At 62.0% G+C, this 15780-nt stretch carries 13 protein-coding genes; 6 read left to right on the top strand and 7 right to left on the bottom strand.

Features of this window, described 5'->3' with window-relative positions; translation table 11 throughout:
* Window positions 1–385 precede the first annotated feature (385 nt).
* From accC to BM300_RS25245, 5 genes are all read right to left on the bottom strand, one after another.
* Window positions 386–1741 (bottom strand): acetyl-CoA carboxylase biotin carboxylase subunit, encoded by a 1356-nt coding sequence (gene accC, locus BM300_RS25265; protein WP_092464296.1) that lies wholly within the window; start codon window positions 1739–1741, stop codon window positions 386–388.
* Window positions 1742–1758: 17 nt separating this feature from the next.
* Entirely contained in the window at window positions 1759–2223 is a 465-nt protein-coding gene (gene accB, locus BM300_RS25260; protein ID WP_003197423.1) for an acetyl-CoA carboxylase biotin carboxyl carrier protein, read from the bottom strand.
* Window positions 2224–2270: 47 nt separating this feature from the next.
* Window positions 2271–2723 (bottom strand): type II 3-dehydroquinate dehydratase, encoded by a 453-nt coding sequence (gene aroQ / locus BM300_RS25255; protein ID WP_063323112.1) that lies wholly within the window; start codon window positions 2721–2723, stop codon window positions 2271–2273.
* A 306-nt stretch (window positions 2724–3029) separates the two neighbouring features.
* Window positions 3030–4073, bottom strand: a complete 1044-nt coding sequence (locus tag BM300_RS31870) for a methyl-accepting chemotaxis protein (RefSeq protein ID WP_371914670.1) — start codon at window positions 4071–4073, stop codon at window positions 3030–3032.
* Window positions 4074–5028: 955 nt separating this feature from the next.
* Entirely contained in the window at window positions 5029–6699 is a 1671-nt protein-coding gene (locus BM300_RS25245; protein ID WP_092147078.1) for a GGDEF domain-containing response regulator, read from the bottom strand.
* A 284-nt stretch (window positions 6700–6983) separates the two neighbouring features.
* Here BM300_RS25245 and BM300_RS25240 point away from each other — a divergent pair, with 284 nt between their 5' ends.
* The 6 genes from BM300_RS25240 (at window position 6984) to BM300_RS25215 (ending at window position 13806) form a co-directional block, all read left to right on the top strand.
* A complete protein-coding gene (locus BM300_RS25240; RefSeq protein WP_003197431.1) occupies window positions 6984–8051 on the top strand; it encodes a DUF2333 family protein in 1068 nt (355 codons plus the stop codon).
* A gap of 3 nt (window positions 8052–8054) precedes the next feature.
* Window positions 8055–8612: an NUDIX hydrolase gene (locus tag BM300_RS25235; RefSeq protein WP_063323109.1), complete on the top strand. Its 558-nt coding sequence runs from the start codon at window positions 8055–8057 to the stop codon at window positions 8610–8612.
* 168 nt (window positions 8613–8780) lie between these two features.
* Entirely contained in the window at window positions 8781–9152 is a 372-nt protein-coding gene (locus tag BM300_RS25230) for a translation initiation factor Sui1 (protein WP_003197435.1), read from the top strand.
* Between the two features lie 211 nt (window positions 9153–9363).
* On the top strand, window positions 9364–11277 hold the full coding sequence (gene speA / locus BM300_RS25225; RefSeq protein ID WP_014336393.1) for an arginine decarboxylase: 1914 nt from the start codon (window positions 9364–9366) through the stop codon (window positions 11275–11277).
* Window positions 11278–11704: 427 nt separating this feature from the next.
* Window positions 11705–13012, top strand: a complete 1308-nt coding sequence (locus tag BM300_RS25220) for a type VI secretion system Vgr family protein (RefSeq protein WP_092413218.1) — start codon at window positions 11705–11707, stop codon at window positions 13010–13012.
* A complete protein-coding gene (locus BM300_RS25215; protein WP_092464295.1) occupies window positions 13009–13806 on the top strand; it encodes a DUF4123 domain-containing protein in 798 nt (265 codons plus the stop codon). Before BM300_RS25220 ends, BM300_RS25215 begins: the two co-directional genes overlap by 4 nt.
* Window positions 13807–13809: 3 nt before the next feature.
* Here the strand turns inward: BM300_RS25215 and BM300_RS25210 are convergent, their stop codons facing one another.
* Together BM300_RS25210 and BM300_RS25205 are read right to left on the bottom strand one after the other, a co-directional pair.
* The gene (locus BM300_RS25210) at window positions 13810–15159 is read right to left on the bottom strand and encodes an MATE family efflux transporter (protein WP_092464293.1); all 1350 of its coding nucleotides are present in this window, start codon (window positions 15157–15159) and stop codon (window positions 13810–13812) included.
* 277 nt (window positions 15160–15436) lie between these two features.
* Window positions 15437–15730: a hypothetical protein gene (locus BM300_RS25205; protein WP_018607618.1), complete on the bottom strand. Its 294-nt coding sequence runs from the start codon at window positions 15728–15730 to the stop codon at window positions 15437–15439.
* Between the last annotated feature and the right edge of the window lie 50 nt (window positions 15731–15780).

Below are 15780 nucleotides of genomic sequence, written 5' to 3'. Positions count from 1 at the left end.
TAGCACACTGGCAAACGGGCAGATCTCCCAAGGTAATTCGCGCGACCTTCCTGCTTATGCCTGTCGGATCTACGTCACAGCGTTCCGTGCAAGTATTGGGCTTTGGCAATTTTGGCTACCTTACCCCGCTGCACCGCCTAATCCGCTTCCTGTTCGTCAGGCCAGCATTTTGCCTCGGGCTTCCTTCAGATTCGCAGTCACCCGCGACACCCTTGCCTCTGGCTAACACTTCCCCTTGCCGGGTGTGTAGAGGACTTTCACCTCCAAGTCACCAGCGTGACCACCACAGCCAAGCTGGTTGCGCTTGCGCGCAACGCGCCATGCCTGGCGCACCAAAAAAAGACCCCGGCCAATGGACCGGGGTCTTTTTAGATCACTTGGAATATCAGTGCTGGTTGCCCAGCTTGTGTTCCAGGTAATGGATGTTGACGCCGCCTTTGCAGAAGCCTTCGTCGCGTACGAGGTCGCGGTGCAGCGGGATGTTGGTCTTGATCCCGTCGACCACGATTTCGTCCAGCGCATTGCGCATGCGCGCCATGGCTTCGTCACGGGTCGCCCCGTAGGTGATCAGCTTGCCGATCAACGAATCGTAGTTCGGCGGAACGGCATAACCGCTGTACAGGTGCGAATCGACGCGAACGCCATTGCCGCCCGGGGCATGGAAATGCTTGACCGTGCCTGGGCTTGGCATGAAGGTTTTCGGGTCTTCGGCGTTGATCCGGCATTCCAGTGCGTGACCGCGGATGACCACGTCTTCCTGGGTAAATGACAGCTTGTTGCCGGCGGCGATGCTGAGCATCTCCTTGACGATGTCGATACCCGTGACCATTTCCGAAACCGGGTGCTCCACCTGAACACGGGTGTTCATTTCGATGAAATAGAAACGACCGTTCTCGTACAGGAACTCGAAGGTGCCGGCGCCGCGATAGCCGATGTCAATGCAGGCCTTGACGCAACGCGCCAGGACTTCCTTGCGAGCCTGCTCGTCGATGCCCGGTGCCGGCGCTTCTTCGAGGACTTTCTGGTGACGACGTTGCAGCGAGCAATCGCGGTCGCCCAAATGGATCGCATGGCCCTGCCCGTCGGACAGCACCTGGACTTCGACGTGGCGTGGGTTGGTCAGGAATTTTTCCAGGTAGACCATCGGGTTGCCAAACGCTGCGCCCGCTTCGGAGCGGGTCAGTTTCGCCGAGGAAATCAGGTCTTCTTCCTTGTGTACCACGCGCATGCCACGACCACCGCCGCCGCCAGCGGCCTTGATGATCACCGGATAACCAACTTCGCGACCGATGCGCAAAGCGGTTTCTTCGTCTTCAGGCAGCGGGCCGTCGGAACCCGGAACGGTTGGCACGCCCGCAGCGATCATGGCGTGTTTGGCCGAGACCTTGTCGCCCATCAGGCGGATGGTGTCGGCTTTCGGACCAATGAAGGCAAAACCGGAGTTTTCGACCTGTTCGGCGAAGTCGGCGTTTTCCGCCAGGAAACCATAGCCCGGGTGAATGGCGGTGGCGCCGGTCACTTCGGCAGCGGCGATGATCGCCGGGATGTGCAGGTAGGAGTGCGCAGCCGACGCCGGACCGATGCAGACGGATTCGTCCGCCAGGCCCAGGTGCATCAGTTCTTTGTCGGCCTTGGAGTAAACGGCGACGGTCTTGATGCCCATCTCTTTGCAGGCACGCAGAATCCGCAGGGCGATCTCACCGCGGTTAGCGATCAGAACTTTTTCCAACTTCGCAGTCATCAAAGGCTCTCCGCGGTTCAAACGATGGTGAACAGCGGTTGGTCGTACTCAACCGGCTGGCCGTCTTCGACGAGGATGGACTCGATCACACCGCTGGTTTCAGCTTCGATGTGGTTCATCATCTTCATGGCTTCGACGATGCACAGGGTGTCGCCTTTCTTCACGGTCTGGCCGACTTCAACGAAGGACGGCGAGGATGGCGAAGACTTGCGATAGAACGTGCCCACCATTGGCGAACGGGCAACAGTGCCGTTGAGCGCTGGCGCAGCCGGTGCGGCGGGCGCGGCTGCGGCAACCGGCGCTGCTGCTGGAGCAGGCGCGGCGGCTGGAGCATGCATCGGTGCCGGTGCATAGAACTGCTGGGCCGGGGTCTTGCTGTGGCGGCTGATGCGTACGGACTCTTCGCCTTCCTTGATCTCAAGCTCGTCGATGCCGGACTCTTCCAGCAATTCGATCAATTTCTTAACTTTACGGATATCCATGAATCATCAACTCCCAAGGGTCGGTCAGGGGCGTTTAACGCTTGTTTTCAAGCTGTCGCCTGTCTTTCAAGCTGCTCTAGAGCGGCCTCCAGGGCCAGTCGGTAACCGCTGGCGCCAAGGCCGCAGATCACTCCCACCGCTACATCGGAGAAGTAAGAGTGATGGCGGAAAGGTTCGCGTTTGTGCACGTTAGACAAATGCACTTCGATGAATGGGATGCTCACCGCCAGCAGCGCGTCACGTAATGCGACGCTTGTGTGTGTAAAAGCTGCTGGATTGATCAAAATGAAGTCCACGCCTTCGCCACGCGCGGCATGGATACGGTCGATCAATTCATATTCGGCGTTGCTTTGCAGATAGAGCAAATGATGGCCGGCGGCGCGGGCCCGCTGTTCCAGGTCCTGGTTGATCTGGGCCAGTGTCACGGCGCCATAGACGCCCGGTTCACGGGTGCCCAGCAGGTTCAGGTTGGGTCCGTGCAGGACCAATAGGGTCGCCATCTGCTGTTCCTTGTTATCTGTGAGCAGGTATCAGAACCTGGCGACTATGCCGCAAAGCCTTTGTGACTGTCCAGTTCTCTGCAATAGCCAGCACGATGACCGATGTTTGCGCGAAATTTGTGACCATGGTCTCTGATCCGGTCATACGGTTGCAAACCGCACCCCGTGGGGGCATCAATTCCAGGGGCCCCTCGAATCAATGTGAGCGAGCTTGCTCGCGATGGCGGCGGCACATCCAGCATCGAAGCAAGCTGACCCACCGCTATCGCGAGCAAGCCCCCATAGTGCTTCATGCCGTCTGTGGCGCTAAACCCGAAAGGCCTGCACGGCGGTGTGCAAACGTCCGCCCAGCACCAGCAGATTGTCACCCTGTTCCCGCCCCTGTCCGATGCGCAGCAGGTTGTCGCCGCCCAGTTGGTGAATCCGCTCGCTGTGATCGCGGATTTCGCTGACGGCGCCGCTTTGTTGGGCGGTGACGTCGGCGATGCGTACTGCCGTGTCGGAGATGGTCTGGATGGCGCCGACGATCTCATCCAGCGCGCCGTCGGCCGCTTGCGCCTGGTTGGCGGTGGCTTCGGCGTGTTCGACCTGGGCGCGCATGCCGTCCACCGATTGGCGTGCGGCCTGTTGCAGACGGGCGATCAGTGTCTGGATTTCGGCGGTGGCACCGGCCGTGCGTTGGGCCAGGGAGCGGACTTCCTCGGCCACCACCGCGAAACCCCGGCCCATTTCCCCGGCGCGGGCCGCTTCGATGGCGGCGTTGAGGGCCAGCAGGTTGGTCTGGTCGGCAATCGAGCGAATCACCGTCAGCACGCCACCGATGGTGGCCGACTCCTCGGCCAGTTGTTCGATCATCTGCGCGTTGCCTTGCACTTCGCCCACCAGCGCATGCAGACCGGTGAGGCTCAGGCCAATGACCTTCTGCCCTTGTTCCACGGCATGCCCGGCGCTGCGGCTGGCGTCTGCGGCCTGGCTGGCATCGCCGGCCACCTGCTGGATCGTCGCTTCCAGTTCGCTGAGGGAGTCGCGGATCAGCGCCGTGTCGCTGGCCTGATCCTCGGCGCCGCTGTGCAGCTCGCCACTCAACTCGGCCAGGGTACGGCTGCTGCCGGCGACCTGTTCGGCGTTCACCCGAATGGTGCCCACCAGATCCACCAGATAAGCCCGCAGGCGATTGAGCGACGCTTCGATGTCTTGCAGTTCGCGGTTGCTGGCGCCCACGCGGATATCACGGCTGAAGTCGCCCTCGGCCCAGGTCGACAGGGCCGGCGCCAGGTGCGTCAAGGTCCGCGCCAGGCGTCGCTGCAAGGTGTCGATGAGCAGGGCGATCAGCAGGATCAGGCCAATCATTACCCCTTGGATCAAGCGAACCTCTCCCTGGATCTGCCCATGCTGGGCGCGCACCGCTGGTTCCATGGCATCGATCGCCTGTTGTACATCGGCGATTTTCAGGTGCGTGGCGCTGCTCAGTTCGGTGCGTTTCTGGATCAGTTCACGGGTGCGGGCCAATTCTGCCGGGTAACGACCGAGCAGGCTGTTTAGCTCGCGCTTGAGGGCGATGCCCGCATCTTCGGCGGCGGTTTTTTCCTGGATTTGCAAACCCATCAGCGCGGCGAAATCATCGCTGCCTGATTCGCTGCTGGCGGTGACGCCCAGCAGTGGCAGGTTGTCGAGGCGTTCGGCCTCCACACGGATGCTCGCCAGTTCCCGCTCGACGTCGGCGGCCAATTCGCTGCGGCCACTGCTGACCAGTTTGTCCCGCGTGAGGGATAGGCGGCCCAGGTGCTGCGACGCGGCAAACAGCGCGGGCAAGTAGGCCGGGGCGCCATTGGCGTATTGGGCCAGTTGATCGAGGCTGGCGCTCAACTCTCGTTCGGCCTGTAGCAGCAAGGCCTGCGGATCACCGGCCAGTTTGCCGGCGGCCAGCAGATCGGTCTTGCTGAAGCTGTCGAGGTTCGCCAGGCTCGGGCGCAGGGTCTTGGCCATTTCCGGGGGAAATTGATCCAGGTCTTTTTGCAGGGTTTCCAGCGCCTGGGTGGCGGTGCTCAAGCGCAGGGCATCGCCGCTGGCCAGATAGTCCTCGATGTTGCGCGCCACTTCGCCCTGGAATTGTCGCGACAGGCCCAGGTAGCGCTCCATCAGCAGATAGGGTCGCTCCAGGGCAATCTGCGACCACCACAGCGTGGCGCCGAGGCCGAGGCACACGGCAACTAAAAGAAGGGTATTGAGATTGGTCAGCAGCTTCAGGCGCATCAAGTGTCTACCAGGGGCAGAATCGTAAGCGCTTGAAGTTATTGCGTTTGCGTTACAGGTTTATGACCGAATCGGTCGATTCCGATGAAAAGGTGGCACTTTGCTTTGATTGGCGGGCGCTCTGTATCCGGTTGCGCCCGGCATGCTTGGCGCGATACAGCGCTTCATCCGCCTGGCTGGCCATCATCAGGCTGTCGGAGTCATCGCTCATCTCCACCACGCCGGCGCTGAAGGTGCACCACAAATCATGGGGCTGGGCTGGATAGTGGATTTCGGCAAAGCGCTGGCGAATTTCATCCAGCACTTTGCAGGCGGCGTCGATGTCGGTGTCGGGCATGACGATGGCGAACTCTTCGCCGCCGTAACGGCCGATGAAGTCGGTCTTGCGCAGGCGTTGCTTGAGAAACAGCGCCAGGCTCTTGATCACCCGGTCGCCCATGGGGTGGCCGTGGCTGTCATTGACCCGTTTGAAATGGTCGATATCGAGCATGGCAAAGCTCAGGGGCTTGCCTTCGCGACGAGCGCGAAAGCTGCAATCCTCGAGCAGTTGCAGGATATGGGTGTGGTTGTACAGGCCGGTGAGGCTGTCGCGCACCATCCGCGCCTTGAGGTTGCGTGCCCGGGCGGCACGGTTGCGCACCGTGGTGATCAGGTGCCGGGGCTTGATCGGTTTGGTCAGGAAGTCGTCGCCACCTTCGCTCATGGCATCGAGTTGCTTGTCCAGGTCGTCTTCGGCGGACAGGTAGATGATCGGCACGCTGACGTAGCGGTCGTTGTGACGTATCACCTTGGCCAGTTCCGTGCCGGTGCAGGCCGGCATGTACATGTCGAGAATGATCAGGTCGGGTTGGAAGTCCGCGAGTTCGGCCATGGCCTGGATCGGCTCGATCAGCGTGCGGGTGATGATGCCGGCGCTATTGAGCAAGCGTTCGGTATGCATGGCCTGGGCACGGGAGTCATCGATGATCAGCACTTTGTACGGATCGTACTGGGCAACGCAGGTCAGCACTTCGATCTTTTCCAGCAGGCTCGAGGCTTCGAGGGTGCCGGTGAGAAACTCCTGCCCACCGGCACGCACCGCGGCCAGGCGTGTCGGCGTGTCGGTTTCCAACAAACTGAAGAACAACAGCGGCAGCGGCTGCTCCAGGCCTTCCTGGGCTTCGGCGGCCAGTTTCAGGCCAGCGCCGGGTCCGCTGAAATCCACATCCATGACAATCGCCGCCGGCAGGCGTTCGACCATGGAGGCGCGGAACCCCGCGACGCTGTCCAGCGCCTGGGCGCCGAGGCCGAAGAACTCCAACTGCTTGGCCAGGCGCTCGGCGCGGTCATGATCTTGCAGCAACACGTAGATGGGTTTGCGCAGCGGCGGCAGGAAGGTTTGTTCGAGTTGGTCGCCATGACGCAGGCCGGTACGCGACAAGCGCTGCATCAAGCGGTTGATTTCGGTGATCAGGTGGCTGCTCAGGCGCCCACGATTGGCGTCCACCGCTTGCAGTGACTGGCTGATGCCTTGGGCCAACTGGGCGTGCTCGGGCTGTTCGAAGCGCTCGGCAAAGCGCAGCAGGCGCAGGTTGGCTTCGCTGAGCTCCGACAGGTCGGTGCTTGACCACTCACTGCGTTGCAGGCGCTGCCAAATCTCCAGGATCTGACGAGCCTGATGAATTACCCGCTGGGCAAAGTGGTGCTTGAGGCGCTCACGGCTGGGGTCTTCTGGCTCGGTCATATCCTGACTACTAGTTAGGGTGCATGCTGAGATCGACTGGTGGCTCTATGCTAGCACCTCTTTTCCTCTGCATGAGTGTCATACGTCAATATTCTGTCCAGTCGCGAAATTCAGTTTGTGACTGACCAGTCTCGTAGGCCGATGGCAACGCTTCCTTTATAGTGCTGTTCGATTGCCCTGTCGCGCCCGGCATGATGGGCGCCGCATTATCGCGTTTCAAATCAGGCACGATGGCGTAGGGTTGTGGTCGAACCGAGAACTCAAGTGATTGAAGGGATATCACCATGCTGGACTGGAAAAACCGCGCGGGCAGCGCGCCTGAACGTGCCGCCGAGCCGAAATCGGACACCCGCAGCTACCTGGGTGGGCTTTTTTTCAGCCGCGCACTGGCGACGCTGATCGGCCTTTACCTGCTGGTGACCATTGCCGTCGGCTGGTATTGGAGCCAGGAGCCCGCGCTGTTCCCTGTGCAGCAGAACGCCCAGGCCGCAGCCGAGAAAGATGGCCGGCAGATGGTGGTGGGCTACACCACGGTCGAGACGCTCAAGACGGTGGCCGGGACCCTGCTGAGCAAGCCGGGTGGCTACATCTCCAACGACCGCTTCCCACCTGGCCTGTGGATGGACAACATGCCGAGCTGGGAATACGGCGTGCTGGTGCAGGTCCGCGACCTGAGCCGTGCCCTGCGCAAGGACTTCGCCCGTTCCCAGTCCCAGTCCGCCGAGGACGCCGACCTGGCCAAGGCCGAACCGCGCTTCAACTTCGACAACCGCAGTTGGGTACTGCCCTCCAGCGAATCTGAATACCAGGAAGGCATCAATTCCCTGAGCCGCTATCAGGCGCGTCTGTCCGACCCAAGCCAGAAAAGCGCACTGTTCTACGCCCGCGCCGACAACCTGAACAACTGGCTCGGGGATGTCGGCACTCGCCTGGGGTCGTTGTCCCAGCGTCTGTCGGCCAGCGTTGGCCGGGTCAAGCTCAACACCTCGCTGAAAACCGAAGTCCCGGCCCCGGGCCAGGTGCCACAGGTGGATGAAGAAGTGGTCGAGACCCCGTGGCTGCAAATCGATAACGTGTTCTATGAGGCCCGTGGCCAGGCATGGGCGTTGTCGCACCTGCTGCGCGCCATCGAAGTGGACTTCGCCGATGTCCTGGCGAAAAAGAACGCCACGGTCAGCGTGCGGCAGATCATCCGTGAACTGGAAGCGTCCCAGGAACCGGTCTGGAGCCCGATGATCCTCAACGGCAGCGGCTTCGGTGTATTGGCGAACCACTCGCTGGTCATGGCCAACTACATTTCCCGAGCCAACGCAGCGGTCATCGACTTGCGGCAACTGCTGAACCAGGGTTGATTCATGAGCGAAAGCCCCCGGGAGGTCGCCCATCGAGTGGCCTCGGATGCCGAGCTGATTGCGTGGGTCGATGAGCAGGACAACCTGCTCGGCAGCCTGGTGCGTTCAGAGCTGCGCGAGCGTGGCCTGATCGGACGCGGCACCTACATCATGCTGTTCAATTCGTCCGGTGAGCTGTGTGTTCATCGGCGCACCCTGAGCAAGGCCATCTACCCGGGTTTCTGGGACGTGGCGGCGGGCGGCATGGTCCAGGCCGACGAGACCTACGCCGAATCGGCTGCCCGTGAACTGGCGGAAGAGCTGGGCGTGAGCGGCGTGGAACTGACCGCACACGACCATTTTTATTTCGAAGACCCTGGCAGTCGTCTGTGGTGCTCGGCGTTCTCGGCGGTATGGGACGGCCCGTTGGTCCTGCAGCCCGAAGAAGTCCTCGAAGCGCGTTTCCTGCCCCTCGAGCAGGTGCTTGATGAAATCCAGCGCAAGCCTTACTGCCCGGACTCTCTGGCGGCGCTTGAACGCTATTTGCGGGTCCATGGCGGCAGCGTCGCAAAGAAGCTATAAATTGGCGCTGATTGGCCCTTAGCAAGTCGGCTTTTTGCCGTTACACTGCGCGACTTTTCAAGCTGAACCGTGTCTGCGGTCCAGTAGCGCTGCCCCTGCCTGAGTGGGGTTTCGCGGTCGAGGCACATTCCCCCTCGACCAGTCTTTGTCCTCCCGAGAGGATTGCCGGTGGCCAAAAAAGCCGCATCCTTCGCCGCCCTGGGCGGCCTGGTATTTTCTACCGACGCCGGTCGTCATTGCCCTGATTGCCGTCAGCCGGTGGATGCCTGCATCTGCAAACAGACCGCCATCCCTGCCGGTGACGGCATAGCGCGCGTGCGCCGTGAAAGCAAAGGTCGCGGCGGCAAGACGGTGACCACGATCACTGGCGTGCCGTTGGCCGAAGACGCGCTCAAGGAGCTGGCCACCACGTTGAAGAAACGCTGTGGCACCGGCGGTGCGTTGAAAGACGGCATCATCGAGATCCAGGGCGATCACGTCGAGCTGCTGCTGGCGGAACTGGTCAAGCACGGCTTCAAGGCAAAGAAATCCGGCGGCTAGCAGCCTCTGTGAAAACCACCCTCGGCTTGACCCGAATCCAACGTTCGAGGTCGCCCGCATGGTTTTCACAGAGCCTGTTCTGAACGGGTTTCTAAACTCATCGCTGGGAGCAGGGTCTACCTTGCTAACAGGCAATTCGTCATTTTCACTCTCTAGACTGCCCCAGCCTCCGACCGGATGGTGCATTTTGACTTCTTTATAGGGGACTTCGATGTCCGTACGACGCACACGCAAAGACGATGGCAGCCAATGGACAGTTGCGGACAGCCGCAGTGTTTACGGGATTCGTCATTGGGGGGCCGGGTATTTCGCGATCAATGAAGCCGGTCGCGTCGAAGTCCGTCCGAACGGTCCCGACAGCTCGCCCATCGACCTGTTCGAGCAAGTCGATCAGTTGCGCCAGAGCGGCCTGTCGCTGCCCTTGCTGGTGCGCTTCCCCGACATCCTGCAAGACCGTGTGCGCCAGCTCACCGGCGCCTTCGACAGCAACATCGCGCGCCTGGAATACCAGAGCAAGTACACCGCGCTCTATCCGATCAAGGTCAACCAGCAGGAAGCGGTGATCGAGAACATCATCGCCACCCAGAACGTCTCCATCGGCCTGGAAGCCGGTTCCAAGCCGGAGCTGCTGGCGGTCCTGGCCCTGGCGCCGAAGGGCGGGACCATCGTCTGCAACGGCTACAAGGACCGCGAATTCATCCGTCTGGCGCTGATGGGCCAGAAGCTCGGTCACAACGTCTTCATCGTCATCGAGAAAGAGTCTGAAGTCGGCCTGGTGATCGAAGAGGCCGCGACGCTCAAGGTCAAGCCGCAGGTCGGCTTGCGCGTGCGCCTGTCATCCCTGGCGTCGAGCAAGTGGGCCGATACCGGTGGCGAGAAGTCCAAGTTCGGCTTGTCGGCCGCGCAACTGCTGTCGGTGGTCGAGCGTTTCCGTGCTGCCGGCCTGGACCAGGGCATTCGCCTGCTGCACTTCCACATGGGTTCGCAGATCGCCAACCTGGCGGACTACCAGCATGGCTTCAAGGAAGCGATCCGTTACTACGGTGAGCTGCGCAACCTCGGCCTGCCGGTGGATCACATCGACGTCGGCGGTGGCCTGGGCGTGGACTACGACGGCACGCACTCGCGCAATGCCAGCTCGATCAACTACGACATGGACGATTACGCCGGTGTCGTGGTCGGCATGCTCAAGGAGTTCTGCGATGCCCAGAGCCTGCCGCATCCGAACATCTTCTCCGAAAGCGGCCGCTCGCTGACCGCTCACCACGCCATGCTGGTGGTGCAAGTGACCGACGTCGAGAAACACAACGACGACGTGCCGGTGATCGACAACAAGCAGGAACTGCCGGAAACCGTGCAATGGCTGGTTGACCTGCTGGGCCCGACCGATATCGAGATGGTCACCGAGACTTACTGGCGCGCCACCCACTACATGAGCGACGTGGCGACCCAATATGCCGACGGCAAGCTGACCCTGGCCGAAAAAGCCTTGGCCGAGCAATGCTATTTCGCGGTGTGCCGTCGCCTGCACAACTCGTTGAAGGCGCGCCAGCGCTCGCACCGCCAGGTGCTGGATGAGCTCAACGACAAGTTGGCCGACAAATACATCTGCAACTTCTCGGTGTTCCAGAGCCTGCCGGACACCTGGGCCATCGGCCAGGTGTTGCCGATCCTGCCGCTGCATCGTCTGGACGAAGAGCCGCTGCGCCGCGCCGTGCTGCAAGACCTGACCTGCGACTCGGACGGCAAGATCAAGCAGTACGTCGACGAGCAGAGCATCGAGACCAGCCTGCCGGTTCACGCTCTCAAGCCGGATGAAGACTATCTGCTGGGCATCTTCCTGGTGGGTGCCTACCAGGAAATCCTTGGTGACATGCACAACCTGTTCGGTGACACCGACTCGGTGAACATCTACCAGAACGCCGATGGCAGCGTGTACCACGCCGGTATCGAAACCCACGACACCATCGAGGACATGCTGCGCTACGTGCACCTGTCGCCGGAGGAGTTGATGACTCACTACCGCGACAAGTGCGCCAGCGCCCGTATCAGCGCCGCCGAACGTACCCAGTTCCTCGATGCCTTGCGCCTGGGGCTGACGCGTTCCTCCTACCTGTCTTCCTGATGAGTCATGAGTATTCGCTGAGCAAAGAACTCCCTTTGTGGCGAGGGGATTTATCCCCGCTGGGTCGCGAAGCGGCCCTAAATGCCGACAACCGGTGTGTCAGGCAGATTGAGTTGGCTGCTTAGGGGCTGCTGCGCAGCCCAGCGGGGATAAATCCCCTCGCCACAAGATTGCAGCGAGGCTCACCTTTTTTACTGATCGGCAATGCCCTCCAGGGCTGTCAGAAAATACACCGCATGCTGCGGGTTTTTTCGGACAGTCCTGAAGGGCATTTTTATGTGTGCCGCCGCTGTTTCAGCACATCGGTGCGTTTAACCGGCGATGTCCTTATTTCGTGTAGTCCCTTTCCTAACTTGTACTTGGCCCCTCTACTCGGCCATGGCTCTCGGCGAGAATCCCCGACCGCCCCTCCTGTAGAGAAACGCCGATGTCCGATCCAGCCAGCGAGCCAGCCTTTCGTCTGGAGATAGCCGGTCTGCCCGAGCCTGTTGACGTCGTGGCCTTCACGGGTAGCGAAGCGATCAGCGAACCCTTCGTCTATGAAGCGCAGCTGTCGTTGCGCGACGCGAACCTGGACCTGGCGGGCCTGTTGTACCGCAGCGTCTGGTTGAGTTTCGGGGCCCCGGGCCGAGGTGTTCATGGGCAGCTTCATGAGTTGGTCCAACACAGTCATGGCGCCGGCTGCCAGGTGCGTATCGGGCCGAAGCTGGCCTGTCTGGCGCAGCGATTCAGCCAGCGGGTTTTCAGCGCCCGCTCGGTGCCGCAGATCATTCGCCAGGTGCTCAAGGCCCATGACATCATTGGCCGCAGCCTGTGCCTGGATTTGAGTGGCGATTATCCACCGCAGGATTTCTGTACCCAGTATCGAGAGTCGGACCTGCAGTTCCTGCAGCGCGTATGCGCCCAGGCGGGTATCCACTTTCATTTCGAACACACCCGGGACGGGCATTGCCTGGTGTTCGCTGATAATCCACACAGTTTTCCCCCTGCCGGTAAGGCGGTCTACGCGGACGACGACCCGATTGCCGCGGTGCGCTCGTTCAGCGTGCAAACCGATGTGTCGGAGGAGCAGGTCGCCCAGGGGCGCAGCGACTTGATGAGCCTGCACGGTGGTCAGGTGCTGAAGCTGACGGGCCATCCGTTTGCCGACTGGAACCGGCGCTGGCTGCTGACGAAGGTCGAGCACCGCGCACAGGCGGGGGTGTACGGCAATCATTTCAGGGCCATTCCCCGGGGCGTGCTGTTCGTGCCGGAGGAGGTCCCGGTAAAACCGCGCATGGTGAGCCGGCAACGTGGCTGGGTCGTGGCGGTGGACGAGCCGTCGGAGCTGGGAGCGGGGCGCGTGGCGGTGCAGTTTGACTGGCTCTACCAGGGCGAAGGCGCGAGCCCCAGTCATTGCTGGCTGCCTTTGGCGCCCGAACTGGTCCCGGGCGTGGCGGGCGCCTTGAGTGACGGCACCGAGGTGCTGGTGAGCTTTATCGAAGGCGATCCGGATCGGCCAATGATCAGTGCATTTCTGGATGCGCCTGCCTCAGTAGAGATTGTGGATGAGTCATCCACAGGCGAAACGCGTGGGCCATCGGTTGCCGATCCGTTTCTGTTGTCTGCAATCCGGGATGCCGAGCCGCTGGTCTTGTTGTGCTTGTTGCCCGAAGGCGGGCCTTTCAGCCCCTGCTCCCAGCCACTGTGCACCTGCCGTATGCTCATGCGGCGTGGCGCGAGTGTCGCTCGATGAACGCCGCGCCCCTGTCTGGATCACCGCCGCAATGGCTGCTGCTCGACGTACCGAGTGCGCCTGGCGCTGCGCGGCTGGTGCGCGCGCAGTTCGCCAAGGCCCGGTGCTTTGCCTTGTTTGAAAACACCGAGCTGCATGGGCTGCGAGAGCACGGTCCGCTGTTGGTGGATCTGCGCCATTCGCCTGCGCTGGCCAGCCTTTGTCACCTGGACCCAGGTTCCTGGCCGGGGCTGTTGTTGGTCAGCCCATCGCCCGCTGCGCAATTGCTGGCGCATCTGCGGCGCATGCTGACGGTGACCCTGGGTCTGCACCACAAAGCTTTGTTGAGCTACTACAACCCGTACATCGCCAGCTATTTCTTCGACGGTTGCGACCCTCAAGAACTCAGTTGCTGGCTGGGCCCGATCAGTTTGTTGCGCTGGTTTGGTGGCACCTGGGCCGACCGGGCGATCGGCAGCCAGGGTTGGCAACAACTGTCCAACCCTGGGCTGCCGGTGGCGGCGCTGGAGAAAGAGCATGGGCTCAGCGACCGGCAGCAGGACCAGTTGCAACGGTGCCTGCTGGAGCGTCACGCCTGGCAATGGTGCCGCTCCACCGGATGTAATTACCAGCGGCTCTGGGGGGATTTGCAGCAGGGCCTGTCGCTGGGGTTTACCGAGCGGGCGGTGCTCGATGACTGGCTGTGGCTACGCCTGCAATACCCCGATGCCCGGCCAGTGCCTGGCCTGGTGGGTGGTTCGCAGCGCGAGCGGTTCGAGCATCTGCGCCGGCGCTGGCAGGGCAGCCAGGATTGAGCGTTAGTGGGCTGATGCGCCGAGCCAGCGATCGTGCCGCTGCAAGTGCCAGGCGAAAGCGCCGAGGGTCAGGCTGCGCAGGGCCATGAACAGCAGGAAGGTTATCCATAGCCCATGGTTGCCCAGCCCTTGCAGCGCCCAGGCGATGGGCAGCACCAGCAGCAGGGTCAGCAGCATGCCGTTGCGCATTTCCCGGGCACGGGTGGCGCCAATGAACAGCCCGTCGAGCAAGTAACTCCAGACCGCAATCAGCGGCAAGGCGGCCAGGTAGGGCAGGTAGTGATAAGCGGTGGCGCGCACGTCAGGAATATCGGTCTGCATGTCGATGAACAGGTGGCCGGCGAGCAGGAACAGCAGTGCAAAGCCCAGGCTTGCGATCAACGACCAGCCGCACGCCACCACCAGCGAGCGACGCAGCGCCAGGCGGTCGCGCGCGCCAATGGCATGGCCGCACAGCGCTTCGACGGCATGGGCCAGGCCGTCCAGGGCATGGGCTGTCAGCAACAGGCCGTTGAGCAGCAGGGCATTGGCCGCCACGGTCGCATCCCCCAGGCGTGCGCCTTGCACGGTAATCAGGAAAAACACCGCTTGCAGCACCAGGCTGCGGATGAAAATGTCCCGGTTCACCGCCAGTAGCGGACGCCAGCTCTGCCACACCCCCAGGGCGGCCCAGGCAATCTGTCCAGGCCAGGCGCGGAGTGTGTGACGAGCCAGGGCCAGGCCGACCAGCGCACCGGTCCACTCGGCGATCACCGACGCCCGGGCCGAACCGGTCACGCCCCAGTCCAGGCCGATCACGAACCACAGGTTCAGGGCGATGTTGATCAGGTTGGTTACCAACAGGATCGCCAACGGTGCCCGGGCATTCTGGGCTCCGAGGAACCAGCCCACCAGCGCATAACTGGCCAGCGCCGCCGGCAGGCCGAACAGCCGGGTGTGAAAGAAATCCTGGGTCAACTGGTTGAGCTCGGCGGACGGCTGCATGAAGTGCAACGCTACGTCGCTCAATGGCACGCCGACGGCAGCGAGCAGTACCGCCAACCCTATCGCCAACAGCAGCCCTTGCAGCAGCACTTGTCGCAACGTCGCCCCATCACCGCGCCCGGCAGCCTGGGCGGCGAACCCGGTGGTGCCCATGCGCAGGAAACCCATGGCCCACGCCAACACCGTATACAAACTCGCCCCGACCGCCACCGCGCCCAACTGATGGGCATGGGGCAAATGGCCGATGACGGTACTGTCCACCAAGGCCACCAGCGGTACGGAAATGTTCGAGAGAATCATTGGCGCAGCCAGCGCCCAGACCCGGCGATGGGTAAGGCGGTCGCGCCAGTCGGTGGTCAGGTTGGACATGCGGGCTCCTTGATGGAGCGCGATTGTAGCGGGTTCCTGAATTGATCGTGCCCGGTGCGGAGGGGAACACGCAATTCTCCAAAGTGACTTCGGACTCATTGTGGCGAGGGAGCTTGCTCCCGCTCGGCTGCGAAGCAGTCGTAAAGCCGGCTGGCGCGATGTGTCTGAAAGATTGCGTCAGCCCATTTGGGGCGGCTTCGCCACCCAGCGGGAGCAAGCTCCCTCGCCACAGGTGCTGTGTCCGGCGCGGGCTCTTTGGTGGGGAGCGATCCGAGTGCTAGTGGATAATCCAGCTCAACAACCACAACCCCAGCACCAGCCAGATGATGCCCATGACGATCGAGGCCCGCATGAACGCGCGGATCGCCGAGTAAAGCAACATCAGCCCGAGGATCAGCGCGATGATGCTGATGATCGAGGTGTCCATGCCCAGGGTACGTGACAGCCCATCGACAAAATTGCCGCCGGCATTGGCCAGGGTGTTGAAGAGACCGCTGAGCAGGTCGACGATGAAACGGATCACCGAACCGAGCGCCTGGCCGAGCCATTCGAAAAAGCTTTCTGCCTGCATGTGTGCATCCTGATGGGAGGGGATCTGAGCTGAGCCGTTGGCTCCTGATT

This window comes from Pseudomonas sp. NFACC46-3, assembly GCF_900114515.1.
Lineage (GTDB): Bacteria > Pseudomonadota > Gammaproteobacteria > Pseudomonadales > Pseudomonadaceae > Aquipseudomonas > Aquipseudomonas fluorescens_Q.
The sequence above is the reverse complement of the archived record's forward strand: the minus strand, read 5'-3'. Positions and strand labels throughout refer to the sequence as shown.

Excerpts from the sequence above, each read along its gene's own strand:
- accC (WP_092464296.1), bottom strand. The coding sequence starts at position 1,741 with ATGACTGCGAAGTTGGAAAAAGTTCTGATCGCTAACCGCGGTGAGATC.
- accB (WP_003197423.1), bottom strand. The coding sequence starts at position 2,223 with ATGGATATCCGTAAAGTTAAGAAATTGATCGAATTGCTGGAAGAGTCC.
- aroQ (WP_063323112.1), bottom strand. The coding sequence starts at position 2,723 with ATGGCGACCCTATTGGTCCTGCACGGACCCAACCTGAACCTGCTGGGC.
- BM300_RS31870 (WP_371914670.1), bottom strand. The coding sequence starts at position 4,073 with ATGATTGGCCTGATCCTGCTGATCGCCCTGCTCATCGACACCTTGCAG.
- BM300_RS25245 (WP_092147078.1), bottom strand. The coding sequence starts at position 6,699 with ATGACCGAGCCAGAAGACCCCAGCCGTGAGCGCCTCAAGCACCACTTT.
- BM300_RS25240 (WP_003197431.1), top strand. The coding sequence starts at position 6,984 with ATGCTGGACTGGAAAAACCGCGCGGGCAGCGCGCCTGAACGTGCCGCC.
- BM300_RS25235 (WP_063323109.1), top strand. The coding sequence starts at position 8,055 with ATGAGCGAAAGCCCCCGGGAGGTCGCCCATCGAGTGGCCTCGGATGCC.
- speA (WP_014336393.1), top strand. The coding sequence starts at position 9,364 with ATGTCCGTACGACGCACACGCAAAGACGATGGCAGCCAATGGACAGTT.
- BM300_RS25220 (WP_092413218.1), top strand. The coding sequence starts at position 11,705 with ATGTCCGATCCAGCCAGCGAGCCAGCCTTTCGTCTGGAGATAGCCGGT.
- BM300_RS25215 (WP_092464295.1), top strand. The coding sequence starts at position 13,009 with ATGAACGCCGCGCCCCTGTCTGGATCACCGCCGCAATGGCTGCTGCTC.
- BM300_RS25210 (WP_092464293.1), bottom strand. The coding sequence starts at position 15,159 with ATGTCCAACCTGACCACCGACTGGCGCGACCGCCTTACCCATCGCCGG.
- BM300_RS25205 (WP_018607618.1), bottom strand. The coding sequence starts at position 15,730 with ATGCAGGCAGAAAGCTTTTTCGAATGGCTCGGCCAGGCGCTCGGTTCG.